Raw genomic sequence first — 25,919 nt, 5'->3', positions numbered from 1 at the left:
GAGCTGTCATGATTACTGCGCTAGACCACATAGCAATCGCCGTTCCAGACCTGGACGCTGCGATCAAGCGCTTTATGGAAGATTTTGGTTTGACGTATGAAGGTACCGAAATTGTCGAAGCGGCCAAAACAACCACGGCTTTTTTCCCCTTGCCACCCACCAGCATCGAGCTCGTTCACCCACTGAACGGCGAGGGGCCAATCGCGGGGTACCTAGAGAAGCGGGGTGGCGGGATCCACCACCTGTGTTTCCGCACAGACAACATAGAAGAGGATGTCGAGCGCTTGCGTGCTAAAGGTTATCAGTTCATTGGTGACAAACCGACGCCGGGAGCGCATGGCTCGACCGTAATTTTTATTCACCCGAAAAGCTGTGGCGGTGTTTTGATCGAGCTGAGCCAACCTGCCGACGCCCACTAAATAACAGAGACACCTTATGAGCGATTCAATTTACGATCCCAATGACGCAACGCCTGACAACTGGAAAGCGGTTGCGGAATCACAAATGCGCGGCAAATCGATCGATGACTTGGTTTGGCACACCCCTGAGGATATCGATGTCAAGCCGTTGTACACGATGGAAGACTTGGACGGACTGCAATACACCAATACTATGCCGGGTATGTCGCCCTATATCCGTGGGCCGCAAGCCACCATGTATGCCGGACGCCCTTGGACTATACGCCAGTATGCCGGCTTCTCAACGGCGGAAGAATCAAACGCTTTCTACCGCAAGGCGCTGGCTGCGGGCGGGCAGGGTGTTTCGGTTGCTTTTGACTTGGCCACGCACCGCGGTTACGACTCTGACCATCCCCGCGTCTCAGGAGATGTGGGCAAAGCCGGCGTCGCTATCGATTCAGTAGAGGACATGAAGATTCTGTTCAATGGCATACCCCTCGATAAAGTGTCAGTGTCAATGACGATGAATGGCGCCGTGCTTCCAGTGCTCGCCGGCTACATTGTCGCGGCTGAAGAGCAAGGCGTGGGCCCCGAGCAACTCGCGGGCACCATCCAAAATGATATTCTGAAAGAATTCATGGTTCGCAACACCTATATTTACCCGCCGGCGCCCAGTATGCGCATCATCGGCGACATTATTGCTTACTGCTCACAAAACATGCCCAAGTTCAACACCATCAGCATTTCGGGCTACCATATTCAGGAAGCTGGAGCGAATGCGGCATTGGAACTTGCCTATACGCTCGCTGATGGCAAAGAATACATTCGCACCGCGATTGCGGCCGGATTAGACATCGATGCCTTCGCGCCAAGGCTGTCCTTCTTCTGGGGCATCGGCATGAATTTCTACATGGAGATTGCCAAGTTGCGCGCCGCGCGCTTGCTCTGGGCGAAAATCGTATCGGAATTCAACCCAAAGAATCCGAAAAGCTCGATGTTAAGAACGCACAGCCAAACCTCGGGCTGGTCATTAACGGAGCAAGATCCCTACAACAACGTGGTGCGAACTACCATCGAAGCGATGGCCGCGGTATTCGGTGGCACTCAGTCACTCCACACCAATGCGCTGGATGAGGCGATTGCCTTACCCACCGAGTTTTCGGCGCGTATTGCCCGCAACACCCAGCTTATCATTCAAGAGGAAACGGGAATCACCAAGGTTGTAGACCCATGGGGTGGCTCCTATTTTATGGAAAACCTGACCCAATCCATTGCCGACAAAGCGTGGGAGCTGATCGAAGAAGTCGAAGCGGCAGGTGGCATGGCTAAAGCCATCGAGACCGGCATGCCTAAGCTAAAAATCGAAGAGGCAGCGGCAAAGAAACAAGCGCGAATTGACCGTGGCGAAGACGTCATTGTGGGCGTAAATAAATACAAAACGGAGTCCGAAGAAGAAGTCGATGTGCTGTCAATCGACGATCAAGCGGTCCGCGAGTCACAAATCAAACGTCTACAGGCAATTCGCGCAAGTCGTGACGAAGCTGCCGTGCACGAAGCCCTGACCGCACTGACTGCGTGTGCCCAACAGGGTGAGGGTAATTTGCTAGATTTGGCGGTAAAAGCCACCCGTCTGCGAGCTACTGTCGGAGAAATTTCCGAGGCTCTTGAGAACGAATACGGCCGTTTTAATGCTACCGCGCAGACGGTTTCAGGTGTGTACGGAGCGGCCTTTGATGAGGACGATGATTGGAAAATGATCAGTCAAGACATCGAGCAGTTCATTAACGATTTTGGACGTCGACCCCGCATGTTGGTGTGTAAGATGGGGCAAGATGGGCACGATCGCGGAGCCAAAGTCGTAGCGACGGCCTTTGCGGACGTCGGTTTTGATGTCGATTTGTCCCCCATGTTTTCTACTCCAGAAGAAGTCGCTAAGCAGGCCATCGAGAACGATGTTCATGTCGTTGGCGCTTCGTCGCTGGCAGCTGGACACAAAACGCTCATACCCGCTCTAGTTGAAGAGCTCAGAAAGCAAGGCGCTGATGACATTGTTGTGATTGCTGGCGGCGTTATCCCTAAACAGGACTATCAAGGCCTTTACGATGCGGGTGTTCGATGCATCTTTGGCCCGGGCACGCCCATTCCAGTCTCCGCTCGCGCCGTTCTCGACGCAGTAAGAGAATCATTGGCCGAGTAATGAAGTTAACGCCTGAGGCGATCAGATCTGGCCAGCGCAGGGCGCTGGCCAAGGCCATTACGCTGATCGAAAGCACCCGCGAACAAGACCGTGAGAACGCTCAAGAGCTGCTCGCCGATTTACTTCCACACACTGGAAATAGCGTGAGAATTGGGATCAGCGGTGTGCCAGGCGTGGGTAAGTCCACGTTCATAGAGGCCTTTGGTCTATACCTGTTGTCGTTGGGCAAGAAGGTCGCCGTATTGGCAGTAGATCCAAGCTCACCCATCGCAGGGGGTTCAATCCTTGGCGATAAAACGCGAATGGAACTACTTTCGCGCAGCAACGACGCCTTCATTCGCCCAAGTCCAGCCGGTACCGCCTTAGGTGGCGTGGCTCAAAAAACGCGAGAAACTATGCTGCTGTGCGAAGCAGCGGGTTATGACGTGATATTGGTCGAAACTGTCGGCGTGGGGCAGTCTGAGCACCAAGTGGCGGGCATGGTCGATTTTTTCATGTTGCTGATGCTTCCTGGCGGCGGCGATGAGTTGCAAGGCATAAAAAAAGGGATTTTAGAGCTTGCGGATGCGCTGGTGATCAACAAGGCCGATGGCGAGAGTTTAGGTCTGGCGGAGCAGGCAAAACGCCATTACCAGAATGCTATGCACTTGCTGAGGCACAGTGGATTTTGGACGCCTAGAGTGCTTACATGCTCTGCGCTTCACAATGAGCGCATTCGTGAAGTCTGGGAGATGATATATGACTACTGGGACCAGTCCCGAGTCAACGGCGCGCTCACACGCGACCGGCAGTCACAACGGTTGCAGTGGATGCATCAGCTGATCCGCGAGGGTTTAGAGGCTAAGCTTCGCGCAAACTCTCAAATCAAAGCTTTGCTGCCAGAGCTCGAGAAAGCGGTTGCCGAGCAGGATGTCACCACTTACACTGCGGCGAAGCGGATTCTTGATCTACTTTAAAGGCGGGGCGGCATGCGCTTCATACCACTAGAGCGATTGATCAACCTCCATGAGGGTTATCGTCAAGCGTTTAAAATTGACGGAGCGGATATCATTCTTCTTCATGAAGATGGGCAGACTTATGCGTTCTCACGTACCTGCCCGCACCAAAACTACGCGCTCGATTACGCAAAGATAAGTGACGGTCTTATTCTGTGCTCAGCCCACGGATTTGAGTTTGACCTAAAACGCTCCGGTGCCTTGGTAAAGCCTGCGGGTTTTCCGTGCCCTGCGCTAAAGACCTACGATCTCGTGTACGATGCTGATCGTATCGGGCTGATGCTTTAGATGCCAAGCTCGCGCAGGTTAGGGTCCTCCTCGCTGCGCTGCCACACTCGATCAAAGGCTTCGATAAGCCTCATACACAAAGGCCTATCCGAGGGCTCAAATCGCACTCGGCCATCATTAATGTTTGGCAGGTACAACACGCCATCATGATCTGCCAGGACCAACATCTTACCCGCCAAGGCCTCTGGCACTTTAGTTATGTGAAAATGCACAGAACTGGGCAGACGTCGAGAAAGATCAAGCAACCTGTGGCCTTTTTGCTGTATGAGCTGGCTGTTAGTAATCAAGATTTGTACTTGAGAATCGCGGGTTGAACGTGCTAAATCAGACAACCTATCGGCAAGCTCCTTGTTATCAAACAACAGGTGATCCAGCGTGTCGCTAAAGATACGAATCGTACGATTGGCTCGTAGAGCAAGATTTAGAACCAGCTGGTCACTCGGTGATGGGTAACTCGCGGCAATGATACGGTCGTTGTAATCCTGATAATGTAGGGGCCTTTCCATGGCCTGATGGCTCATTGCGGCTTCTTCGAACATTTCCCCGACGGCAGCAAAACCGTGACGCGCATAGAACTCAATGGCTGCTGTTTGCGCGTGCAAATACAAACGGGGCAACCCTGACTTCATTGCATCATCAATAATGTAGCGCATCAGGGCTGATCCGACCCCAGAGTTACGATAGGCACTGAGTACGGCCATACGGCCAACGCGTCCATCTCCAAGTCGCCGCGCCGTGCCAACAGGTTTTTTGTCGACGATGGCAACGTAGTGCTGCGCGCTGGCGTCCAAGCTATCCATTTCATCGGATTCAGGAATGCCTTGCTCGTCAATAAATACGCGCCTACGAATCATCGCAAGCACGGATTGGCCTTTGCTCCAATCGAGCTTCTCGATTCTTATGGCGAGTTCTTTGCGTTCGTGTTTAATCATTCGCTAAGAATAAACCCAGTCTTCGATTTCGCAAAGTTTCAGTGTGACAGACTTCACATTTGACCTTCAAATCTTAAATCTTGCGAGCAAGCCGATCAGCGATACCGATATAAGTGTCGGGTCGCAAGCTTAGCAAGGCGGCTTTGGCCTCGTCGGGTATTTCCAGGGTTTGAATGAACTGCGCCATCGCCTCGGCGTCAATCGTTTTCCCCCGAGTGAGCTCTTTTAACTTTTCGTAGGGCTTCTCAATACCATAGCGGCGCATGACGGTCTGCACGGGTTCGGCTAATACCTCCCACGCTTGGCCTAAATCTGATGCAATTGCAGCGTGATTGACCTCAAGCTTGCCCAACCCCTTAAGCGTTGATGCCAGCGCAATCGAGGTGTAGGCAAAGCCCACGCCCATATTCCGCAGCACCGTTGAATCCGTAAGGTCTCGTTGCCATCGGCTGATAGGAAGCTTTTGAGCCATGTGGGCAAATACAGCATTGGCTAAACCAAGATTGCCCTCAGAGTTTTCAAAATCTATGGGATTGACTTTGTGCGGCATGGTGGAAGAGCCTATTTCGCCCGCAATAGTTTTTTGCTTAAAATAGCCATTGGATATGTAAGCCCAGATATCACGATCTAAATCCAGCACGATGGTGTTGTAGCGAGCGAGCGCATCGAACAGCTCGGCCATGTAGTCGTGGGGCTCTATTTGTGTCGTGTAGGGGTTCCACGCAAGCCCTAAGCTCTCGACAAACTGCTGCGAAATTTGCTCCCAGTCAAGCTCAGGATAAGCACTGATGTGGGCGTTGTAGTTACCCACGGCGCCGTTAAACTTGCCCAGCATAGGCACCGACTCAATCTGGATAAGCTGTCGCTCGAGACGCGCTACAACATTGGCAAACTCCTTGCCGAGCGTTGTTGGTGATGCCGTCTGACCATGAGTTCGTGACAGCATCGGCACGTCGGCATTGTCAGCACATAAAGCTCTCAGTGCTTGGACAACCGCGCGCTGCTGAGGCAGGAGCACCTGGGACAAACCATCTTTTAACATCAGAGCATGCGACAGGTTGTTGATATCTTCGCTGGTGCACGCGAAATGAACGAACTCAGTCGCAGCGTGAAGAGCGGGGCGCTCAACCAACTTATCTTTGATGAAATACTCAACGGCTTTTACATCGTGATTCGTCGTCGCTTCGGTCTGTTTGATTTGTTCGGCGTCGGTGATCGAGAAATTGTCTGCGATGGCATTCAGATAGAGGTAATCCGAGTCTGAGAACGCAGGCACTTCGGGTATGCCAGGATGCTTCGACATAAACTCGAGCCAGCGCACTTCGACCAAAACACGTCGTTTAATCAGACCATACTCACTAAACACATCGCCATAAGCGGCTGCTTTTGAACGATAGCGTCCATCGATAGGGGTGACCGCAGTTAAAGCGTCAAGATTGAGCATAAAAATTCCTAAACCTAATGAGTTTGTAAATGACTGAGAGTTTTTGCAGTCTCGGCGACTTTACTGCGCTGCAACAGTAAACGCCATCTTGTGCCACCTAACTGCCGCCACAGAAAAGCGGCACGAATACCCGCGAGCAGGAGGGCACGTATCTGATCGGCGTAATGTTCTTGACCCAAGAATTCGCTGTTGCCCGTTACCTTGATGCGAAAACTAAGCTGACTCAAGGTATCTTGGTAAATCCCCGCCAAGTTATGAACCAGTGATTTTGGATTGTCGCTAAAATGCTCAGCCTTGAAGGCAGTGTGCTCTAACCTGGAGCGAACAGTTGCTTGCATTGTTGCGTCTGCATTGAATTTTCGCTCGAGATGAAGAATACCGAACACGTAACGCAGCGTGTTACTCAACTCCGGCGCGGAGGATTTGCCCATGGCCGCCTCGAGAGTTTGCAAGCCTAGCCTAACCCCACCGAGCCCTTGGAAAATTTCAGCCGTGTTGCTCGCCTCGAACTCGAACAAGGACTTAATTGAGGCATTCATGAATAGCTCAGGGCTTTGCCCGTTCACGGCGATACGATCCACTAAGCGCGCACTCTGCGCTACCCCAGCCAAAGCAATGACTTGATCTTCGAATCGACTCATGACGCACCTGCTATAACGCCACCGCCGAGACAGCGGTCGCCATCGTAAAAAACGACTGACTGCCCCGGCGTAATGGCGCGCTGGGCCTGATCAAATTCCACAAGAAGATCTCCTCCCTGGTAGGAGACCGAACATGGCTGGTCGGGCTGTCGATAGCGAATCTTCGCTGAGCAGCGAAAATCTCTCGGAGGAGGCGTCCCAATCCAGAACGGATCGACTACGGTCAAACGTTGCTTAAATAAACTCGGATGCTGATTACCCTGCGCGACGATAAGTCTGTTGTTGTCGAGGTCTTTATCCACCACGTACCAGGGAGCGTCGCCAAAGTCCTTGGTACCGCCGATACCCAAGCCCTGACGCTGCCCAATCGTGTGATACATCAAACCCTGGTGACTTCCAAGTTCTTCGCCCGAGACTGCCACAATTTTGCCAGGCTGCGCCGGTAAATAGGTTGATAAGAAATCCGTAAATCGTCGTTCACCAATAAAGCAAATCCCAGTGGAGTCTTTTTTATCAAAAGTCGCCAAACCGGCTGCTTTTGCGCGCTCCCGCACCTCGGTTTTATGCATATCCCCCAAGGGAAAGAGTGTTTTCGCAAGCGCTTGGTGAGGCACTTGATGCAGAAAATAACTTTGGTCTTTGTTTGGATCGGCGCCTTTTTGAAGGGTCGTCAAGCCGGCATTGTCTAACCCCGTCCTCGCGTAGTGGCCAGTGGCTATGAAGTCGGCGCCAAGGTTTAGGGCGTAGTCCAAGAACGCTTTGAATTTAATTTCTTTGTTGCACAGTATGTCTGGGTTTGGTGTACGTCCGGCTCGGTATTCCGCCAGAAAGTACTCGAACACCCGATCCCAGTATTCGCGCGCAAAATTCGCGCCATGCAACACAATACCAAGCGCCGCAGCAACGGCAGAGGCATCGGCAAAATCCTGCATCGCTGTGCAGTATTCGGTATCGTCATCCTCGTCCCAGTTTTTCATAAACAAGGCTTCAACGTCGAAGCCCTGTTCAATTAAGCACAAAGCAGCAACCGAAGAATCCACGCCTCCGGACAATCCAACAATGACTTTCTGCTTAGGATTCATAATGTGCCAACATGGTCAGCGGGTAGATTTGCCCGCGTTGATAACGTTCGATACTGTCGAGTACCATAGGGCTGCGGAGTTTAGCAGAGTTGGCCTCGATTTGCTCGCGACTCATCCACAACACCTGATGAATATCGGGGTCTAACTCGGGGTTCGAACCATGCGTGCGGAGCACTGCACTCAGGGTGATCCGGCAATAGGTATCGGGCCGATTTTCAGGGCGATACAGGCCTATACTGACCACGCCATTGGGGGCGACGACGAAGCCAGTTTCCTCGAGGGTCTCTCTGATCGCACCTTCAATGATCGTCTCGCCTACTTCGAGGTGGCCTGCGGGCTGATTGAAGACCATCTGCAAAGACCGCTTGTCGCGCTCTTCCACCATTAAAAATCGGCCCTCGTGAGCGACCACCGTCGCAACAGTGACTCGGAAATCGCTCACTTTTTTTGCCTCGAATTGGGATTGCGTGCATCGCGCGCCCGAGGACGCGGTCTTTGAGACGACTGAGCAAAAGACGTCATGTCGTCAGGGATGGGAATGCGGACGTATTCACCGGGGCCCAAATCCGCCAATTTAAACGGTCCTGATCGGAACCGGACCAAACGCAGGGTAGGGTAGCCCACGTGCGCGGTCATGCGTCTTATTTGACGATTGCGACCTTCCTGCAGCCCGATTTCCAGCCATGATGTCGGTATGTGAGCTCTGTATCGCACTGGCGGTGTTCGCTGCCATAGCGAAGGCGGCTCAATGACCTTCACTCGGGCGGGCAACGTCGGACCATCCTTGAGCTGCACTCCGGCTTGCAAGCGACAAACTGCCTGCTCATCGATCTGGCCTTCCACCTGGACGTAATAATATTTCCAGGTGTTGTGTTTCGGGGCAGTCAGATACGCTTGCAGCCGACCATAAGAGGTCAACACCAGCAGACCTTCCGAATCGGAGTCGAGTCGACCGGCTATGCGATACCCAGGGGCACTGAGCAGTGTGGAAATACCCTGTTTTTCTCCCTCTGAGCTAAATTGAGAGAGCATATTCATGGGTTTGTTAAGCAAAATGAGGTCATCCATAGTTGGTCTATGATATCATTCCCGCGCCTAAGCGGTTTGCGTTCGCGAACAATTGTTTTAAATTTTTTTACGGAGTTAGCTATGGGATACAAACACATTCAGGTGCCTACTGAGGGCCAAGCCATTACTGTCAATGAAGATCACAGCCTGAACGTCCCCAACAATCCAATCATTCCTTACATCGAAGGCGATGGTATTGGAGTGGATATCAGCCCAGTCATGATCGATGTTGTCGATGCGGCTGTCGAAAAGGCCTATGGCGGCGAGAAGAAAATTTCTTGGATGGAAATTTATACCGGTGAAAAAGCAGCCGAACTGTACGACGGCGATTGGTTCCCAGAAGAAACACTAGACGCAATCAAAGCTTACTCCGTTGCCATCAAAGGTCCTTTGACAACACCCGTAGGTGGGGGCTTCCGTTCATTGAACGTGGCACTGCGCCAAGAGTTGGACCTATACACCTGTTTGCGCCCTGTCCGTTGGTTTGAAGGTGTGCCTTCGCCCGTGAAAGACCCAGGTGCTTGCAACATGGTGATTTTCCGCGAGAACTCAGAAGATATCTACGCTGGGGTGGAATACCAAGCGGGCACGCCAGAAGCGGAAAAAGTGGTCGATTTTCTTTTGAACGAAATGGGCGTGACCAAGATTCGCTTCCCACAAAACGTCGGTATCGGAATCAAGCCAGTATCCAAAGAGGGTACGGAGCGTTTGGTTCGCAAAGCCATCCAGTATGCAATCGACCAAGACTTACCTTCGGTTACGCTGGTGCATAAAGGCAACATCATGAAGTTCACCGAGGGGGCTTTCCGTGACTGGGGTTATGCGCTGGCCCAAAATGAATTTGGCGGCGAGCTTCTTGATGGCGGCCCATGGGTTTCGATTAAGAACCCCAATAACGGTAAAGAAATCGTGATCAAAGACGTCATTGCCGATGCTATGTTGCAACAGATTCTAACCCGTCCAGCCGAGTATAGCGTTGTAGCGACCCTAAACTTGAACGGCGATTACTTATCAGACGCTTTAGCAGCGCAGGTGGGTGGTATCGGTATCGCCCCGGGTGCAAACCTGAGTGACACCGTCGCTCTGTTCGAAGCCACGCACGGCACCGCGCCTAAGTACGCTGGCCAAGACAAAGTAAACCCCGGCTCACTGATCTTGTCGGCTGAGATGATGCTGCGTCACATGGGCTGGAACGAGGCTGCTGACCTGATTATAGATGGCATGAACGGTGCAATCCAGGCCAAGACGGTAACCTACGACTTCGAGCGTCTGATGGACGGCGCAACGCTGTTGAGCTGCTCAGAGTTCGGAAAGCAGATCATTGCCAAAATGTAAGATTTTTTGACGACACGAACCCGCGCATTGGCCAGCAGCCGTGTCGCGGGTTTTTTTATGCCTCACTTTTACCCTTGTATTTTTTGGATTCAGCCGCAGATAATCTGTATATCTCTGCGAGCGTAAGTGACATGCTCTATAATGACGACAAATTAGGCGGTAACATTTCCAATGAGTGAGCAACATCCAGACCAACACGACGACGGAACCGGACTCGCAGTAGCGCCGGCCAAACCCGCGCTGAAGAAACCACCCCTTTACAAAGTGGTATTAATGAATGACGACTACACGCCCATGGAATTTGTCGTACTCGTATTAGAGCGTTTTTTTCGAATGAATCGAGAAAAAGCCACTCAAATCATGCTGGCGGTGCACACTCAGGGTAAGGGCGTCTGCGGTATCTATCCTCGTGATGTTGCGGAAACCAAAGCCTACGAAGTCAATGAGTTTTCGCGGGAAAACCAGCACCCACTCCTGTGCGAAGTTGAACCAATGAGCGACGATGAGTCCTAGAGGAAGACGTGATGTTAAATAAGGCATTAGAGCTAAGCTTGAACGAGGCATTTCGCTCGGCACAGTCCAAACAGCACGAGTATCTCACGGTAGAACACCTGTTGTTAGCCATGTTAGATAACCCCGATGCGGCCTTGGTGTTAAAACACTGCGGCGCAGACAGCGAGGCGTTACGCGCTGATCTTGTCGAGTTTATCGACTCCACAACTCCCCTGATGGAAGATAGCGCGAGCGATCAGTTCGATACACACCCAACCTTGGGCTTTCAACGCGTTATTCAGCGAGCTGTGTTCCACGTACAGAGCTCGGGCAAAGACGAAGTCAGCGGTGCGAACATACTGGTGGCTATCTTTAGCGAGCAGGAGAGCCAAGCGGTTTACTACCTAAAAACCCAGAACATATCCCGTTTAGATGTGGTGAATTATATTACCCATGGCGTATCAAAAATCGAGGACAACGCCGAGCCGGAAATTAATCAAACAAACACGAGCGACTCCAGCGAGGAAAGCGGCGAGGGTAATCCGCTGACAAATTTTGCGACCAATCTCAACGTAAAAGCGGGTGAGGGAGACATAGACCCTTTGATAGGGCGCGCCGACGAAGTAGAGCGACTAGCGCAAGTGCTCGCCCGACGTCGCAAGAACAACCCGCTACTGGTGGGCGAGTCTGGCGTGGGTAAGACCGCAATCGTTGAGGGACTTGCAAAACTCATCCACGATGGGGATGCGCCCGAAATGTTGGCGCAAAGCACCGTGTATTCCCTGGATATGGGGGCCCTGCTTGCAGGCACGAAATACCGCGGCGACTTCGAAAAACGCTTCAAGGGTTTGCTGAAAGAACTGTCGAAGCACGAAGGCGCCATTTTATTTATCGATGAAATTCACACCATCATTGGCGCCGGTGCTGCATCCGGTGGTGTGATGGACGCAAGCAACTTACTGAAGCCGCTGTTGACATCGGGCAAACTGCGCTGCGTCGGATCGACAACCTACGCTGAATACCGCGGTATCTTCGATAAAGATAAGGCCCTCAGTCGTCGGTTTCAAAAGATCGATGTGACCGAGCCCTCACCAGACGACGCGTACAAAATCTTGAAGGGCCTAAAGTCCAGATTCGAAGAGCATCACAAGGTCCGCTACACCGACAAAGCACTGCGAGTCGCCACGGATCTGGCAGCTCGTTATATTACGGATCGTTTCTTGCCAGACAAAGCCATTGACGTCATCGACGAGGCAGGGGCGTACCAGCAGCTACTACCAAAATCGAAGCGCAAAAAACAAATTGGCGTTAGCGACATCGAAGCGATTGTCGCTAAGATCGCGAGAATTCCGCCGAAATCAGTCAGTCGCGACGACAAATCAACGCTTGAAAAGCTTGAGAGCAATCTGAAGATGGTGGTTTTTGGCCAAGACAAAGCGGTATCGGAGCTCAGCTCAGCGATCAAGCTTGCTCGAGCTGGGCTAAAGTCGGAGCACAAACCCATCGGCAGCTTTCTGTTAGCTGGGCCGACCGGTGTTGGCAAGACGGAAGTCACCCGCCAACTCGCAACAATGCTCGGACTCGAACTTATTCGCTTCGATATGAGCGAATACATGGAGCGCCATACGGTTTCAAGGCTGATTGGCGCACCTCCAGGCTATGTTGGGTTTGATCAAGGGGGACTGCTAACGGACGCCGTAACCAAACATCCGCACGCGGTCGTATTGCTCGATGAGATCGAAAAGGCGCACCCAGAAGTATTCAATTTGTTGCTACAGGTGATGGATCATGGGTCGCTCACTGACAATAACGGCCGAAAAGCGGACTTCCGCAACGTGATCTTGGTCATGACAACCAACGCGGGTGCCGAGCGAATCAGCCGTCGATCAATTGGCTTTACTCAGCAAGATCATCGCACCGACGGTATGGAAGCGATCAATCGATTGTTCACTCCGGAGTTCCGCAATCGCCTCGACAGTATTGTAGAATTTGAACCGCTCGGTGAAGACGTGATACTCACGGTTGTCGATAAATTCCTGACGGAGCTTCAGGGTCAGCTAGACGACAAGCGGGTGCAATTACAGGTCGACGAAGATGCTCGCTTATGGCTGGTAGAGAAGGGCTACGACATGCACATGGGTGCCAGACCAATGGCGCGCGTCATACAGGAATACATTAAGAAGCCGCTTGCCGAGCTCGTGCTTTTTGGCTCCTTGTCCGCTGCGGGCGGAACCGTCCATGTGCGCGTGAGCGACACTGGCGACACATTGACTCTGGATGTTGAGAGCTCGCAGCCGCAGGAGCAAGAATTGGAAGCCTTGAGCTAAGCTCAAGGCATTTTATCGCTCGCGATAGGTGATGCGACCTTTGGTCAGGTCGTAGGGAGTGAGTTCAACTCGCACTTTGTCTCCGGTCAAAATGCGGATGTAATGCTTGCGCATTTTGCCGCTAATGTGCGCCGTCACAACGTGACCATTCTCTAACTTGACGCGAAAAGTAGTATTGGGAAGCGTGTCAATGACTTCGCCGTCCATTTCAATCTGATCTTCTTTAGCCATGCACCGTAAGCTCTTGCTGAAATCGGTGCGCATTTTGCCTTAACTGGCCGCATAACGCCACCAAAAAACGCAATTTAGCGAGGTTCTGTCCTCACCCATTCGCCCTGATTGAGGAGTTCGATGGGTTTGTACTGGATTTTGTAATCCATCTTACGACAATTCTGTACCCAGTAGCCTAAGTAAACGTAGGGAAGGTTGAGTTGCTTGGCGAGTTCTATTTGCCACAAAATGACGAACTTGCCTAAGCTCCGGGCGTCATCGGCGGGATCGAAGAAAGTGTAAATCGCGGAAAAACCGTCATTCAAGTGGTCCACGACGGCCACCGCTTTCAACGCATCGCCAGCACTGAAGCAATAGTAACGAGTAAAATCCCAAGCCTGACCTAAAAATGACTTAAATTGCTCCACGCTGGGGGGATACATATCGCCGTCGCGATGTCGGGCGCTGATGTACTTTTCGTACAAAGGATAGACTTCTCGGGCCTCAAGCGTCGCCAGGCTTTGCACTCGCAAATCAGCATTGCGTTTAAGCACCCGCCGTTGATTTCGACTCGGCATAAAGTCAGCAACCGGTATGCGGGCCGGAACACAGGCCTGACAGCTCGCACAGTTGGGCTTATACATGTGCTGTCCGGACCGACGGAATCCCATACGTGACAGCGAGGTGTATAGGTTTTGATCGACCTCTTGCTTTGGATCGACAAAGAGAGTCGTTGCCTCTTTGCCCAACAAATAGCTGCACTCGTGCGGATAGGTTGTGAATACTTTTAGATGATGTAAGGATGAGCTCACAGGAGTTCCTTGGTCCGCTCTTCTAAGCGCCAACAACGATGATCTATGTCTGCGTGGACATTCTCGCCGAGGATGCGTTCGAAGTCTAGTCGTGGCAACAGACTCGCGCCCATACTCATCAAATGGGGGTTCTCAACCTGACAGTCTATGAGGTTAACGCCGGCCTTTGAGCACAAGACAGCGAGCGCTGTGAGCGCAATTTTCGAGCCGTCAGTCGCGCGACTGAACATCGATTCACCAAAAAAAACGCGACCAAGCCGCAAACCATACAGCCCTCCGATGAGTTCAGCGTCTAACCACACCTCGATAGAATGAGCATAACCAAGCCGATGAAGTTCGTTGTAGGCTTGATGCATCTCTTGGCTAATCCACGTGTTATCGATCCGCCCGTCGACGGTGGCGCAGTGCAACATCACTTGGGCAAAGGCCCGATTGACCGTTACCGTGTAGGGTTTGCGTAGTCGTTTTTTTAACGATTTAGACACCCGAATTTGGTTCGGGAGCAAGACGCAGCGAGGATCTGGCGTCCACCACAGAATCGGCTCGCCATCCGAGTACCACGGAAAGATACCCAAAGAATAGGCGTGAAGCAGGCGTTCGGGGCTTAAATCGCCCCCCATGGCCAGCAAACCTGGTGGGTCGTTTAGGGCTTGCTGAGTGGGGGGAAACCCAAAAACGTCCACCAATTATTGATCGTCTAAATAACGTTCTGCGTCTAGCGCCGCCATGCAACCAAAGCCAGCCGAAGTGATTGCTTGTCGATAGATGTGGTCGGCGACATCGCCAGCCGCGAAGACGCCTTCAATGCTCGTGGCCGTCGCATTACCGTTGGTACCTGAGTGGATGGTTAAATAGCCGCCCTCCATGTCGAGCTGGCCTTTAAAGATGTCGGTATTTGGTTTGTGCCCAATTGCGATGAATACACCGGCCACATCGATCACGTGTTCAGCACCGGACCCGATTGCCCTTAACTTCAAACCGGTGACACCTTGCTCGTCACCCAACACTTCTTCGAGCTGGTGGTTCCACAGGATCTTAATTCGACCCTCAGCTTCGCGGGCGAACAGTTTGTCTTGCATGATTTTCTCGGCGCGCAGAGTGTCGCGTCGATGTATGAGCGTCACCTCTGAGGCGATATTGGATAAATAAAGAGCCTCCTCGACTGCAGTATTACCGCCGCCCACGACCGCTACTTTTTGATTGCGGTAGAAAAAACCATCGCAGGTGGCACATGCCGACACACCTTTACCCATGAAGGCTGCCTCGCTGGGTAAACCCAAATATTGGGCACTCGCGCCGGTTGCAATAATCAGAGCGTCACAGGTGTAAACCTTTGAACCTTCAAGTCGAAAAGGCCGCTGCTGCAGATCGACTCTCTCGATGTGATCAAACACAATTTCGGTGTCGAAGCGCTCGGCGTGCTCTAGCATGTCAGCCATGAGTTGCGGGCCCTGCAAGCCCTCTGCACCTGCTGGCCAGTTTTCAACCTCGGTTGTTGTGGTGAGCTGTCCACCTTGCTGCATCCCGGTAATAACCAAGGGAGACAAATTGGCGCGAGCTGCGTAGATGGCCGCCGTGTAACCGGCGGGGCCAGAGCCAAGAATGATCACTTTACGATGTTCTGACATAGGGATTCCAAAGCGTGTTTAATAAGCGCGTAAGTCTAGAGTAAACGGCGCGTCGGGGCAAAGCATGGGGCACGTTTGTTGTTGGCCTTTTAATCCAATGAAGTATCGGGATACTATAGCGCCATGACATCCAACAACACCGTACGAAATCGACTTGCAGAAGGCGCACTGATTGGCGTCACGGCGAGCTGTATTTATTTGTTAATTGCTTTATTTTCGTACAGCCCCAGCGATCCGGCATGGTCCACATCGGGGCTCAACGACCAAACGCTCAATTCGGCGGGTGTTTTTGGGGCCTACCTTGCCGATATTAGCTTTTCTCTCATTGGCTATTGGGCATTCGGCGTGCCAATCCTACTCGCTATCAAGGCGATTCAAATGGTTCTTGAGCGCATGGGCGACGCCGATCGCTGGCGCGAACTGGTGGCCCTGCGAAGCCTAGGCCTGGCTCTCATTGTGGGCGCTGGCTGTGCCTTGGCGTCTTTGAATCAAGCAGGCGCCTCAAATCTACCGCAGGGCGCGGGCGGTATTGTCGGCCTGATGGTGGGGCAGGTATTCAACGACTGGTTTTCTGGCCTCGGCGCTCGCGTTTTATTGGTTGCCTTGTTTCTCTTTGGGATCAGCATATTCACCGGGCTCAGCTGGCTGAAAGTGATGGACGCCTTAGGCGAACGGACGATACGTTACTGCAGCGCAAGTTGGCATTGGTGCTATTACCAAGTAGGAAAAATACGGGAAAAACGAGCAAAAGCACGAGCGCAACTGTCTCGCAAGATCGAAATACAGCAGCACGTCGAAACGCAAAAATTGCGCACTCCGCCCAAAATAAAGGCGCCCAGTAAACCCGTCGAGAAAAGCGAGCGAGCCGAGAAAGAAAAGCAGGTCAATCTATTTCAAGACATGGTTCCTGCAGGAGAATTGCCGGCACTCGAACTGCTAGATCCCGCATCCCATGACCCCAATAAAGGCTTCAGTAAAGAGGCTCTAGAGGGGATGTCACGCCTGCTCGAACTCAAGCTCAAAGATTTTGGTATTACGGCCGAAGTGGTCGCAGTGTACCCGGGCCCCGTAATTACACGGTTCGAAATCCAGCCGGCAGCGGGTGTCAAGGTCTCGCGCATTTCCAACCTTGCCAAGGACTTGGCCCGCAGTCTTGCCGTTATTAGTGTTCGGGTGGTAGAGGTCATTCCTGGCAAGTCCGTGGTGGGCATCGAGATACCCAACGAAGATCGAGAAATCGTGAATTTTCGCGAGGTGCTCTCGTCCCGAGCCTTTGACACAGCGAAATCGCCGTTGACCTTGGCACTAGGTCACGACATCTCGGGTCTACCCGTCGTCGCAGATCTTGCAAAAATGCCACATCTCTTGGTGGCGGGCACAACGGGCTCTGGCAAGTCGGTAGGCGTCAACGCAATGCTGTTAAGCTTGCTGTATAAATGCACACCAGACGATGTTCGTTTGTTACTCGTCGACCCAAAAATGCTTGAGCTATCGGTGTACGATGGCATCCCACATTTGCTCACGCCGGTGATTACCGACATGAAAGATGCTGCCAATGGCTTGCGCTGGTGTGTCGCTGAGATGGAGCGCCGCTACAAAGTCATGGCCTCGCTTGGGGTTAGAAACTTAAGCGGTTATAACCGCAAAATCGAGGACGCAAAGCGGGCGGGTGAGGTTATTACTGATCCAACATGGCGACCCAGCAAAGACGTCATGTTTGCTGATCAAGAACCAGTGCCACCAGCACTAGAGCACTTGCCCTCGATCGTCGTTGTCATCGACGAGTTCGCCGACATGATCATGATTGTGGGCAAAAAAGTCGAAGAGCTAATCGCTCGTATTGCTCAAAAAGCGAGGGCCGCGGGCATTCATCTCATACTGGCAACACAAAGACCTTCGGTCGATGTGATTACCGGCTTAATCAAAGCCAACGTACCCACCCGTATTGCGTTTCAAGTGTCCTCTCGGATAGACAGCCGAACCATTTTGGATCAGGGTGGCGCCGAGCAGCTGCTAGGACATGGCGACATGCTTTATTTACCGCCAGGATCGGGACTTCCGACCCGTGTCCACGGCGCTTTTTGCTCGGATGACGAAGTACACCGCGTTGTTGCCGATTGGAAAAAACGCGGTAAGCCCGACTACATCGAAGGTTTGCTGGAAGAGGGCGGCAATACCCCCGTGACCGCTCAAGAGCTGCAAAGCAGTGGTGGTGATGATCCCGAGGCGGACCCTCTGTATGACGAAGCCGTACATTTCGTTTTGGAATCGCGCAGAGCGTCAATATCCTCGGTACAACGCAAGTTGCGTATCGGTTACAACCGTGCCGCTCGACTGATCGAAGCAATGGAGGCTGCGGGCGTTGTTTCAACGATGGGACATAACGGACAGCGCGATGTGTTGGCACCTCCACCGGTAGATGTCTGATGCACTTACGACTCATTACAGCCACGATGCTGTACTTATTTATCACGTCGACGAGCGCGGCTTCGGAATCGGTCTTTGACCGCTGGCTGTCTTGGGACGGTTTAAGTGCTTCGTTCACGCAATTTGAGTACGATGTTAACGGCACCCTCATCAGAACGAGCGAGGGTGATTTGATCCTGCAACGCCCCAATTATGCGCTGTGGGAAGTTCAAACGCCGGATCCTCAGACGTTTTATGCTACTGCAATCGGCGTATGGCATTACGATCCTTGGTTAGAAGTGGCGACGTTTCATTCAAACGAGAGCAGTGGCGATCAAGCAACGCTTGCTTTATTTAGCGGCAATAAAAGCGTTCTCGAACAGCGTTATGCGGTGACAGAAACCGACGATCAGTTGTCCCTTGCCCCGCGCGATAGCGACAGCCAAATTCAAGCCATCCGCATAGCCTTAACCCGAGAGGGCTATCCCCGAAGCATAGAAATACACACAAGTCTTGGGCATCGCAGCCTTATCGAGATAGTCAACACTAAACCGGGACACTTCCCCGAAGATGTTTTTACGTTTAACCCCCCACCCGGCACAGAAATTCAGTAATTTGTGATTGCGGCGAGTCGGATCTTGTCTGCAAACAAGGTACAATAACCCCTTTAACGGCGTAGGGTGTTGGTTTGGACTGGCGGATGCTTTGTGTGATCATGGCTGGCGGCGGTTTAGGGGCGGGCTTCAGAGCCGCGCTGGGTCATTGGATCGCCAGCCATTTTGTCTCTGCCTTTCCCACAGGGACCTTCGTGGTGAATGTCATCGGCTCGTTTGTTATTGGGTTAATAAGCGTTATATTCGCCGACCGCGTAGTCCATGCGGATTGGCTAAGGCTATTCCTCATGACCGGTTTGTTAGGCGGCTTCACAACGTTCTCGTCATTTTCACTCGAGACAGTACAGTTAATACACAACGGGCGAGCAGCTCTTGCTGCAAGCTATATCGCGGCCTCTGTCATTCTCTGCGTCGGCGGCGCAATGGCGGGCATTTACGCGGCGAGAACTCTTAGTTAATTGCTGGAATATTATGTTAGATCTGAAGTACATACGTAACAATTTGGATGAAGTGGTTGCGAAACTAGCGGTCAAAGGATTTGCTTTCGATCGCGAAGCCTTCGAGCGACTTGATGCTGCACGCAAGCAAGCGGATATCAGCGCACAGGACTTACAGGCACAGCGGAAGCAAGCCTCTAAGAAAATTGGAAGCTTAGTTGCTTCAGGCAAAAGCGTTGACGAGGCCAAAGCGGAAGTCGCCGCCATCCTCGAGCTTATCGACGAGCAGCTCGGCGCAGCCACTCAGGAAGCGAAAGAAATCCAAGGAAAATTGGAAGCGATGCTTCTAGCAACGCCGAACATCCCGAGCACGCAGGTTCCTGCTGGCAGTAGCGAAGAGGATAACCAAGAGGTCTATCGCTGGGGCGAACCCAGAATCTTCGATTTCGAGCCCAAGGATCACGTTGATTTGGGTGAGGCCTTGCGTCAGCTCAGTCAAGAGCAAGGGGCTAAGATAGCGGGCTCTCGTTTCACGGTATTGCAATCAGGCCTCGCCCGACTGCACCGGGCTCTCACGCAATTTATGCTCGACACTCACACCGAGCAACATGGCTATCAAGAGGTCTATGTGCCTTACATTGTCAATGCGACCTCATTGCAAGGCACAGGGCAGCTACCTAAGTTTGAGGAAGACTTGTTCAAGCTCCAAACAGAGCATGCATTTTATCTAACGCCCACGGCCGAGGTTCCGGTGACCAACCTGGTTCGGGACGAGATCCTCAGCGCCGAGCAACTCGAGTATGGCTTAAAATTCGCCTGTCATACGCCGTGTTTTCGCAGTGAAGCCGGGGCCTCTGGCCGAGACACACGAGGCATGATCCGACAACATCAGTTTGAAAAGGTGGAGCTCGTCCAGATTGTCCGCCCCAATGACTCGGAAGCGGCGCTTGAAGCGCTGACCGGGCACGCTGAAGCGATCTTGCAAGCTTTAGAATTGCCGTATCGCAAGGTGGTATTGTGCGGCGGTGATCTGGGGTTTTCCGCGCAAAAAACCTACGATCTTGAGGTTTGGTTACCTGGCCAAAGCGCATATCGCGAGATCTCATCGTGCTCTAACTTTGGTGACTATCAGGCGCGTAGACTTCAAGCTCGTTGGCGCAACCCAGAGACGGGCAAGCCCGAACTCGTTCACACCTTGAACGGCTCTGGGCTAGCCGTTGGAAGAACCTTGGTAGCCTTGCTAGAGAACTATCAGCAAGAAGATGGTTCGATTGTTATACCGCGAGCGCTCGTGCCCTATATGAGAGGCGTCGAGGTTATACAAGGGTAAAGTAATGGATTATCTGCCTCTTGCCTTCAATCTCAGAGACGCTGAGGTTTTGTTGGTCGGTGCGGGCCCTGTCGCCGCCCGCAAGGCAACCCTATTAAAGAGAGCCTCGGCGACACTGTGCGTTGTGGCACCCGACATATGTTCTGAATTGCAGACTTTATTAACACCAGACGATCGGTATGTTCAGCGCAAAGTTAAAGCCAGCGACCTCGAAGGTAAGAGGCTCATCATTGCCGCCACTTCAGATCACGACGTACACACTTGGTTAGCCGCCGAAGCGAACGAGCGCAACATTCCCATCAATGTGGTCGACGAGCCAGACCTGTGCTCATTTATCTTTCCCGCCATTGTCGATCGCAACCCCATCATTATTGGCATTTCGAGCAGTGGCAAGAGTCCTGTACTTGCGCGCTTGTTACGTAAACGGCTGGAAGCTTGGTTGCCAAACAACTACGGATTACTCGCGCGCTTTGTTGGCTCCCTGCGCGACCGTGTTAAAGCCGCTCTAGCTACCGAGAGCGAACGACGTCTCTACTACGAAACGCTAGTGGAGAGCGAAGCCGCTGAAGCTGTTCTTAACGGCAATACTGAGACCGCCGAGCGATTCGCCAGCGATCTTCTAATAAGCAGTAATTATCAGCGCGGCGATGTGGCCTTAATTGGAGCAGGTCCCGGCGATCCTGATCTATTGACTTTCAAAGCCTTGCGGCTACTGCAGCGCGCCGACGTGGTCCTGTACGATCGTCTAGTATCGCAGGCAGTGTTGGATTTAGCGCGGCGAGACGCACAACGTATTTACGTCGGCAAGCAAAGAGATCAGCACGCTGTGGCTCAGTCTGATATCAATCACACTCTGCTCGAGCTTGCCCAACAAGGCCTCAAAGTTGTCAGACTTAAGGGTGGTGACCCTTTCATTTTTGGCAGAGGTGGAGAAGAGCTCGAGTTACTCGCCGAGCACGACGTGCCATTTCAGGTCGTTCCGGGTATAACCTCGGCGGCGGGCGCTGCCAGCTATGCGGGTATTCCTTTAACGCATCGGGACTACGCCCAATCAGTGCGTTTTGTTCCGGGGTATTTAAAGCAAGACACACCGGTTTTGACTCTGGAGGATTGCGGCTCTGCTGATGAGACTCTAGTCGTTTATATGGGCTTAAAGGCGCTCGATAGCGTCGTCACGCGCTTGCTCGATGCGGGCAGAGCACCGACAACGCCAATTGCTCTTATCCAAAATGCAACCCTACCGACTCAGCTTATATTGATCGGCTCTCTTGAAGATATTGTGGCTAAAGCCGAACAACAGAGCTGGGATGGCCCCACATTGATACTGGTGGGGCAGGTCATAAAGCTTCACCAGAAACTCAGCTGGTATAATCGCCCGACTCTAGAGGTAATTACTTAACGGCTGGTCGGGCCAGCAGGGGCTCTTGACTAAAAGCCAGCGCGTCAGTGATCACTTGCGCAGATTCCAGCAGCAGGGCATCGTGCTCGGTGTCGATCGCGTTACGCTGTTCTTGTTCGTCCGTCTCACCAGCACTCTCGTCGTCATCCTGCTCGAGCGTAAGAAGTGGCTCTTCTCCCTCCAGTGCACGCCGCTTGTTCTCGATCGCAAGCCAACGCGCGTTGCGCTCCTCACGGGCTTTCTGCCGTTCCTCGAAATTTAAAGAAAGCCGCGTTTGCTCTCGGTCTCGATTCGCAAGCTCAATTTGCTCGCGCAACAAGACCAGATGAGGCTCCGCTAATTGCCGTTGTTGTGACGACGCAATCAAGCGCGGCAGCAGTGCCTCATAGTCTCCGTAAGTTTGTCGTGGTACCGCTCGAATTTGATCCCAAGGCAAGGGAAAGTCCATGGTGCTCTCACCAATATCTTCAGGGTCGTAAAGCGAGGGGAGCACAACATCAGGGGTTACACCGCGATGCTGTGTAGAGTCACCTGATATACGGTAGAACTTAGACTCGGTGACTTTAAGTTGTCCCTCGGTCAGTGCTGCAAAGGTCTGCACTGTACCTTTACCAAATGATTCATTGCCGATGATCAAGCCGCGTCCGTAATCTTGTATGGCACCCGCAAAGATCTCTGATGCAGAGGCACTCAGGCGGTTAATAATGACCCCCATAGGCCCCGAGTAATAATTACCGCGCTCACGTTTGCCATCACGCCAAATATTGCCAGACGAATGCTTGATCTGCACCGTCGGACCATAATCAATAAATAGGCCCGTGAGATCATTGGCCTCACGCAGTGAGCCGCCACCGTTATTGCGCAAGTCGATCAGCACGGCATCGACGTGTTTGGCTTCGAGTTCATCGAGCAGGCGCCGAACATCACGTGACGTGCTCCGGTAGTTTGGGTCGCCTCGACTTGCGGCTTCAAAATCCATGTAAAAGGTTGGAATATCTATGACTCCAATCCTATACGTTCTGCTATCTCGCTGAATTTCTATGACATCTGCCTGCGCAGCTTGCTCCTCGAGCTTAACCTCATTGCGGACGATTTCGATGACTTGAGTTTCACCGGAGCCAAAAGACTTAGCGGGAATAATTTCCAGTCGAACCGTTGTGCCCTTTGGGCCTCGAATCAAATCAACGACCTCAGAAAGCCGCCAGCCGATCACGTCGACCATTTCACCCTCTGGGCCCTGGGCAACGCCAATAATGCGATCCGCGGCCTTCAACTGCCCGTGTTTATCTGCCGGACCTTTAGGCACAATCCGGCTGACTTTGACATAATCCTCGTCAAGCTGAAGCAGGGCACCGATACCCTCTAGCGATAGGGACATCTCGATATCAAAGTTTTCTGATTGTCTGGGCGAATAGTAAGACGTATGCGGCCCGTACAGGCTCGCTAGAGCATTCGCATAGACGCTAAACACATCGCGCTCGGTCGTGCGCTGCGCTTCTTTGAGCTGATAGCCATAACGCTTACTAAGCGTCTTAACGATCTCTTCGTCGCTTTTTTTTGCAAGTTTTAGATTCAGCACATCATTTTTGAACTGTAGCCGCCAACGCACCTGCAAGGCTTCTTCGGTATCTGCCCAGGTGAGGTTCTCAGCGTCCAACTCAAGATAATCATCTGCGTTAAAATCGAGCTGGGCAATCTGAGCGGCCATGTTATCCAGAAACCCCGATAAACGAGCGACTCGACGCTCGTAGTAGATCGAATACACCTCGATCGCCGCCTGCAGGGTACGCTCTTTGGCTTGATCATCAAGCAAGGGACCGTGGCGAGAGAATGCTTTAACATCTTGAATCGTAAAATAAAGCTTGCGAGGATCTAAGGTATCGATATAGCGCTCGAGATGCATCATCGATAGATTATCGTCGTAGGCTTTTGCGGCGTAATGCCTGCGCTCCAAATTTTTGATCATCTCCTGCAGAGTTTTCGTCTGCTCATCTGTGAACTTTAAAGGCCCCTCGCTAGACTCAAGCGCAAGACCGAGTGCGGTGGTTGACAGTAAAAGGGTGATTAAAATTAAGCGCAAAAACATAGTTAGTAGCTACAAACGAAAGAAGCACCATTATGGCGGCTTATTTCAGCGCTAGCCAGCCCTAAACAGCGTTAGTCCCCCAGTCGAGAAGCCCCAGCCCCAGACTGTAATTGAGTGAAAGCCTCGTGTTGCGACAAATAGACGTGACCGTTCAAGGCGTGTAGCAGGTGGGAGCGCTCCAAAGCGTCCATCACGGGCCCTTTAACCTCAGACAAGTGCAGACCAATACCAAGCTCTGTCAGCCTCTCGTTAATCATCTCCAGGGCTTCAAGAGCGCTCAGATCGATCACGTTGACCGCCGAGCACATCAACACGACATGCTTTAACTCTGGATTCTTGGCGACTTGCGCGTAGACCACATCTTCGAGGTACGCGGCGTTGGGGAAATACAAACTTTCGTCGATCCGGATCGAGCAAATCGTTGGCGCGGTGATGACTTTGTGGCGGTTAACATTCCGAAAATGCTGGGTGCCTGGGACTTCTCCGACAATGGCAACATGAGGCTTTGACGTGTGGTATAGGTGCAGGAAAATGGAGAGCGCAACGCCGGTTACAACACCTGCTTCAACGCCCGCCAGTAGGGTAATGACGATGGTTCCCGCTAGGGCCAACCCATCGCTCTTAGAATAACTCCAAGCACGCTTTAGCAAACCCAGATCGACCAGGCTCATCACAGCGACAATAATTGTGGCGGCCAGTGTCGCTTTCGGCAGGTAAAAAAGAACGGGGGTCAAAAACATCGCCGCCAACGCAATGCCGAGCGCCGTCATAATACTTGCTGCTGGAGTTTGGGCGCCGGCGTCAAAATTAACAACGGATCGCGAGAATCCCCCGGTCACCGGAAAGCCAGAGGACAAAGCAGAGGCCAAATTAGCCGAGCCCAAGCCAATAAGCTCTTGATCAGAGTGCACCCGTTGACGACGTTTTGCTCCCAGAGTGCGGCCAACTGAGATCGACTCCACGTAGCCGATGATAGAGATGAGCAAAGCGGAGGGCCAGAGTTGCTCGATTAAACGCCAATCGAATGCTGGCAAGCCGAGGCTGGGCAAACCGCTGGGCACGGCCCCGACAATAGCCACGCCTCGGTCTGCTAAGTCAAAACCGTAGGCTAGGGCAATGGTCGCTGCAATCGAGATAACAGGCGCGGTTTTGGTTAATGTCGAGGCCAAATCTTTTGAACATCCCATGCGAACAAGCGAGACGCCCAGATAAGTTCGACACCACGCCAGGAAGAGCAAGGCAAACACGCCAACGCCCAAAGTATAGCCATTCGTCTGGGCAACATGAGCCAACAGGGACTCACCGAGCTCAATCAGTGTTTCACCGTGAGCCGAAATACCTAATACGTGCTTCAACTGGCTCAACGCAATAATGATCCCAGAGGCAGATATGAAGCCCGAGACGACCGGATGCGATAAAAAGTTGGCCAAAAAACCAAATCGCAGCAAGCCCATGCCAATCAACATCGCAGCGGAGAGCAAGGCCAGTAAGATCGCCGCCTGATGATAATCGGCTCCGGTTACCGCAACCGCGTCACTCACCGCGCTAGCAGTCATCAAACTGACGACGGCAACGGGCCCTACCGATAAAGTGCGACTTGTGCCAAACAAGGCGTAAGCGACCAGAGGCAGTACTGAAGCATACAGCCCAACCTCTGGAGGCACCCCGGCCAACATCGCGTAGGCCAGCGATTGCGGGATGAGCATAATCGTGACGATGATCGCCGCGATAAAATCAGCGGTGAACAACGAGCGATTGTAGCCTCTGAGCCACTGTGCCGCGGGGAACCATTGCATGC

24 protein-coding genes are annotated in these 25,919 nt (G+C 52.5%); 12 read left to right on the top strand and 12 right to left on the bottom strand.

Annotation, left to right across the window (positions count from 1 at the left end):
- Positions 1–8 precede the first annotated feature (8 nt).
- The 4 genes from mce to EYZ66_RS07030 are packed head-to-tail and all read left to right on the top strand — an operon-like array spanning position 9 to position 3,878.
- Positions 9–419: a methylmalonyl-CoA epimerase gene (gene mce / locus EYZ66_RS07045; protein ID WP_009575376.1), complete on the top strand. Its 411-nt coding sequence runs from the start codon at positions 9–11 to the stop codon at positions 417–419.
- Between the two features lie 16 nt (positions 420–435).
- Positions 436–2,595, top strand: a complete 2,160-nt coding sequence (gene scpA, locus EYZ66_RS07040; protein ID WP_009575377.1) for a methylmalonyl-CoA mutase — start codon at positions 436–438, stop codon at positions 2,593–2,595.
- A 44-nt stretch (positions 2,596–2,639) separates the two neighbouring features.
- Positions 2,640–3,551 (top strand): methylmalonyl Co-A mutase-associated GTPase MeaB, encoded by a 912-nt coding sequence (gene meaB, locus EYZ66_RS07035; RefSeq protein ID WP_425321158.1) that lies wholly within the window; start codon positions 2,640–2,642, stop codon positions 3,549–3,551.
- Positions 3,552–3,563: 12 nt separating this feature from the next.
- Entirely contained in the window at positions 3,564–3,878 is a 315-nt protein-coding gene (locus EYZ66_RS07030) for a Rieske (2Fe-2S) protein (RefSeq protein WP_009575379.1), read from the top strand.
- Here the strand turns inward: EYZ66_RS07030 and EYZ66_RS07025 are convergent.
- From EYZ66_RS07025 to EYZ66_RS07000, 6 genes are all read right to left on the bottom strand, one after another.
- A complete protein-coding gene (locus EYZ66_RS07025) occupies positions 3,875–4,810 on the bottom strand; it encodes a GNAT family N-acetyltransferase (RefSeq protein WP_009575380.1) in 936 nt (311 codons plus the stop codon). The genes EYZ66_RS07030 and EYZ66_RS07025 overlap by 4 nt on opposite strands.
- 73 nt (positions 4,811–4,883) lie before the next feature.
- Positions 4,884–6,254, bottom strand: a complete 1,371-nt coding sequence (purB, locus tag EYZ66_RS07020) for an adenylosuccinate lyase (protein WP_009575381.1) — start codon at positions 6,252–6,254, stop codon at positions 4,884–4,886.
- Positions 6,255–6,268: 14 nt separating this feature from the next.
- The gene (hflD, locus tag EYZ66_RS07015; RefSeq protein WP_009575382.1) at positions 6,269–6,895 is read right to left on the bottom strand and encodes a high frequency lysogenization protein HflD; all 627 of its coding nucleotides are present in this window, start codon (positions 6,893–6,895) and stop codon (positions 6,269–6,271) included.
- A complete protein-coding gene (gene mnmA / locus EYZ66_RS07010) occupies positions 6,892–7,977 on the bottom strand; it encodes a tRNA 2-thiouridine(34) synthase MnmA (RefSeq protein WP_009575383.1) in 1,086 nt (361 codons plus the stop codon). Before mnmA ends, hflD begins: the two co-directional genes overlap by 4 nt.
- Positions 7,967–8,419 (bottom strand): NUDIX domain-containing protein, encoded by a 453-nt coding sequence (locus tag EYZ66_RS07005; RefSeq protein WP_009575384.1) that lies wholly within the window; start codon positions 8,417–8,419, stop codon positions 7,967–7,969. The genes mnmA and EYZ66_RS07005 overlap by 11 nt, the downstream gene beginning before the upstream one ends.
- On the bottom strand, positions 8,416–9,045 hold the full coding sequence (locus EYZ66_RS07000; RefSeq protein WP_009575385.1) for a pseudouridine synthase: 630 nt from the start codon (positions 9,043–9,045) through the stop codon (positions 8,416–8,418). Before EYZ66_RS07000 ends, EYZ66_RS07005 begins: the two co-directional genes overlap by 4 nt.
- Positions 9,046–9,126: 81 nt before the next feature.
- On the opposite strand from EYZ66_RS07000, the gene icd reads away from it, so the two are divergent.
- The 3 genes from icd to clpA all read left to right on the top strand — a co-directional run bounded on the left by icd (position 9,127) and on the right by clpA (position 13,199).
- Positions 9,127–10,380 (top strand): NADP-dependent isocitrate dehydrogenase, encoded by a 1,254-nt coding sequence (gene icd / locus EYZ66_RS06995; RefSeq protein ID WP_009575386.1) that lies wholly within the window; start codon positions 9,127–9,129, stop codon positions 10,378–10,380.
- A 171-nt stretch (positions 10,381–10,551) separates the two neighbouring features.
- The gene (gene clpS / locus EYZ66_RS06990; RefSeq protein WP_009575387.1) at positions 10,552–10,893 is read left to right on the top strand and encodes an ATP-dependent Clp protease adapter ClpS; all 342 of its coding nucleotides are present in this window, start codon (positions 10,552–10,554) and stop codon (positions 10,891–10,893) included.
- Between the two features lie 11 nt (positions 10,894–10,904).
- Positions 10,905–13,199 (top strand): ATP-dependent Clp protease ATP-binding subunit ClpA, encoded by a 2,295-nt coding sequence (clpA, locus tag EYZ66_RS06985; protein ID WP_009575388.1) that lies wholly within the window; start codon positions 10,905–10,907, stop codon positions 13,197–13,199.
- Positions 13,200–13,211: 12 nt separating this feature from the next.
- Here clpA and infA read toward each other — a convergent pair whose 3' ends face one another.
- The 4 genes from infA to trxB all read right to left on the bottom strand — a co-directional run bounded on the left by infA (position 13,212) and on the right by trxB (position 15,849).
- A complete protein-coding gene (gene infA, locus EYZ66_RS06980; RefSeq protein WP_040816397.1) occupies positions 13,212–13,430 on the bottom strand; it encodes a translation initiation factor IF-1 in 219 nt (72 codons plus the stop codon).
- 74 nt (positions 13,431–13,504) lie between these two features.
- Entirely contained in the window at positions 13,505–14,221 is a 717-nt protein-coding gene (locus EYZ66_RS06975) for an arginyltransferase (protein WP_009575390.1), read from the bottom strand.
- Positions 14,218–14,904: a leucyl/phenylalanyl-tRNA--protein transferase gene (aat, locus tag EYZ66_RS06970; protein WP_009575391.1), complete on the bottom strand. Its 687-nt coding sequence runs from the start codon at positions 14,902–14,904 to the stop codon at positions 14,218–14,220. The genes EYZ66_RS06975 and aat overlap by 4 nt, the downstream gene beginning before the upstream one ends.
- 3 nt (positions 14,905–14,907) lie before the next feature.
- Positions 14,908–15,849: a thioredoxin-disulfide reductase gene (gene trxB / locus EYZ66_RS06965; protein ID WP_009575392.1), complete on the bottom strand. Its 942-nt coding sequence runs from the start codon at positions 15,847–15,849 to the stop codon at positions 14,908–14,910.
- Between the two features lie 123 nt (positions 15,850–15,972).
- On the opposite strand from trxB, the gene EYZ66_RS06960 reads away from it, so the two are divergent.
- The 5 genes from EYZ66_RS06960 (at position 15,973) to cysG (ending at position 22,035) form a co-directional block, all read left to right on the top strand.
- Positions 15,973–18,276 carry a DNA translocase FtsK gene (locus EYZ66_RS06960; RefSeq protein ID WP_009575393.1) on the top strand — a complete coding sequence of 768 codons (2,304 nt, stop codon included), beginning with the start codon at positions 15,973–15,975 and terminating at the stop codon, positions 18,274–18,276.
- Positions 18,276–18,869 carry an outer membrane lipoprotein periplasmic chaperone LolA gene (gene lolA, locus EYZ66_RS06955; protein ID WP_009575394.1) on the top strand — a complete coding sequence of 198 codons (594 nt, stop codon included), beginning with the start codon at positions 18,276–18,278 and terminating at the stop codon, positions 18,867–18,869. The genes EYZ66_RS06960 and lolA overlap by 1 nt, the downstream gene beginning before the upstream one ends.
- Before the next feature lie 74 nt (positions 18,870–18,943).
- Entirely contained in the window at positions 18,944–19,327 is a 384-nt protein-coding gene (crcB, locus tag EYZ66_RS06950; protein WP_216088958.1) for a fluoride efflux transporter CrcB, read from the top strand.
- Positions 19,328–19,340: 13 nt separating this feature from the next.
- Complete coding sequence (serS, locus tag EYZ66_RS06945; protein WP_009575396.1) at positions 19,341–20,636, top strand: serine--tRNA ligase; 1,296 nt, start codon at positions 19,341–19,343, stop codon at positions 20,634–20,636.
- A gap of 4 nt (positions 20,637–20,640) precedes the next feature.
- Positions 20,641–22,035: a siroheme synthase CysG gene (gene cysG, locus EYZ66_RS06940; protein WP_009575397.1), complete on the top strand. Its 1,395-nt coding sequence runs from the start codon at positions 20,641–20,643 to the stop codon at positions 22,033–22,035.
- Here the strand turns inward: cysG and EYZ66_RS06935 are convergent.
- Both EYZ66_RS06935 and EYZ66_RS06930 read right to left on the bottom strand, forming a co-directional pair.
- Entirely contained in the window at positions 22,028–24,001 is a 1,974-nt protein-coding gene (locus EYZ66_RS06935; protein WP_235714714.1) for a carboxy terminal-processing peptidase, read from the bottom strand. The genes cysG and EYZ66_RS06935 overlap by 8 nt on opposite strands.
- A gap of 191 nt (positions 24,002–24,192) precedes the next feature.
- On the bottom strand, positions 24,193–25,917 hold the full coding sequence (locus EYZ66_RS06930) for a SulP family inorganic anion transporter (RefSeq protein ID WP_009575399.1): 1,725 nt from the start codon (positions 25,915–25,917) through the stop codon (positions 24,193–24,195).
- Positions 25,918–25,919: the final 2 nt, after the last annotated feature.

Origin of the sequence: Aequoribacter fuscus, from assembly GCF_009910365.1 — a bacterium.
In the GTDB taxonomy this organism is placed as follows: Bacteria; Pseudomonadota; Gammaproteobacteria; order Pseudomonadales; family Halieaceae; genus Aequoribacter; species Aequoribacter fuscus.
This window is presented reverse-complemented; position numbering and strand designations above follow the sequence as displayed.

What these genes read in the sequence shown, in the direction of transcription:
- trxB (WP_009575392.1), bottom strand. Translation starts at nt 15,849, where the DNA reads ATGTCAGAACATCGTAAAGTGATCATTCTTGGCTCTGGCCCCGCCGGT.
- clpA (WP_009575388.1), top strand. Translation starts at nt 10,905, where the DNA reads ATGTTAAATAAGGCATTAGAGCTAAGCTTGAACGAGGCATTTCGCTCG.
- hflD (WP_009575382.1), bottom strand. Translation starts at nt 6,895, where the DNA reads ATGAGTCGATTCGAAGATCAAGTCATTGCTTTGGCTGGGGTAGCGCAG.
- lolA (WP_009575394.1), top strand. Translation starts at nt 18,276, where the DNA reads ATGCACTTACGACTCATTACAGCCACGATGCTGTACTTATTTATCACG.
- scpA (WP_009575377.1), top strand. Translation starts at nt 436, where the DNA reads ATGAGCGATTCAATTTACGATCCCAATGACGCAACGCCTGACAACTGG.
- clpS (WP_009575387.1), top strand. Translation starts at nt 10,552, where the DNA reads ATGAGTGAGCAACATCCAGACCAACACGACGACGGAACCGGACTCGCA.
- EYZ66_RS07030 (WP_009575379.1), top strand. Translation starts at nt 3,564, where the DNA reads ATGCGCTTCATACCACTAGAGCGATTGATCAACCTCCATGAGGGTTAT.
- mce (WP_009575376.1), top strand. Translation starts at nt 9, where the DNA reads ATGATTACTGCGCTAGACCACATAGCAATCGCCGTTCCAGACCTGGAC.
- EYZ66_RS06960 (WP_009575393.1), top strand. Translation starts at nt 15,973, where the DNA reads ATGACATCCAACAACACCGTACGAAATCGACTTGCAGAAGGCGCACTG.
- icd (WP_009575386.1), top strand. Translation starts at nt 9,127, where the DNA reads ATGGGATACAAACACATTCAGGTGCCTACTGAGGGCCAAGCCATTACT.
- mnmA (WP_009575383.1), bottom strand. Translation starts at nt 7,977, where the DNA reads ATGAATCCTAAGCAGAAAGTCATTGTTGGATTGTCCGGAGGCGTGGAT.
- purB (WP_009575381.1), bottom strand. Translation starts at nt 6,254, where the DNA reads ATGCTCAATCTTGACGCTTTAACTGCGGTCACCCCTATCGATGGACGC.
- EYZ66_RS07000 (WP_009575385.1), bottom strand. Translation starts at nt 9,045, where the DNA reads ATGGATGACCTCATTTTGCTTAACAAACCCATGAATATGCTCTCTCAA.
- EYZ66_RS06930 (WP_009575399.1), bottom strand. Translation starts at nt 25,917, where the DNA reads ATGCAATGGTTCCCCGCGGCACAGTGGCTCAGAGGCTACAATCGCTCG.
- EYZ66_RS07025 (WP_009575380.1), bottom strand. Translation starts at nt 4,810, where the DNA reads ATGATTAAACACGAACGCAAAGAACTCGCCATAAGAATCGAGAAGCTC.
- infA (WP_040816397.1), bottom strand. Translation starts at nt 13,430, where the DNA reads ATGGCTAAAGAAGATCAGATTGAAATGGACGGCGAAGTCATTGACACG.
- serS (WP_009575396.1), top strand. Translation starts at nt 19,341, where the DNA reads ATGTTAGATCTGAAGTACATACGTAACAATTTGGATGAAGTGGTTGCG.
- cysG (WP_009575397.1), top strand. Translation starts at nt 20,641, where the DNA reads ATGGATTATCTGCCTCTTGCCTTCAATCTCAGAGACGCTGAGGTTTTG.
- EYZ66_RS06935 (WP_235714714.1), bottom strand. Translation starts at nt 24,001, where the DNA reads ATGATCAAAAATTTGGAGCGCAGGCATTACGCCGCAAAAGCCTACGAC.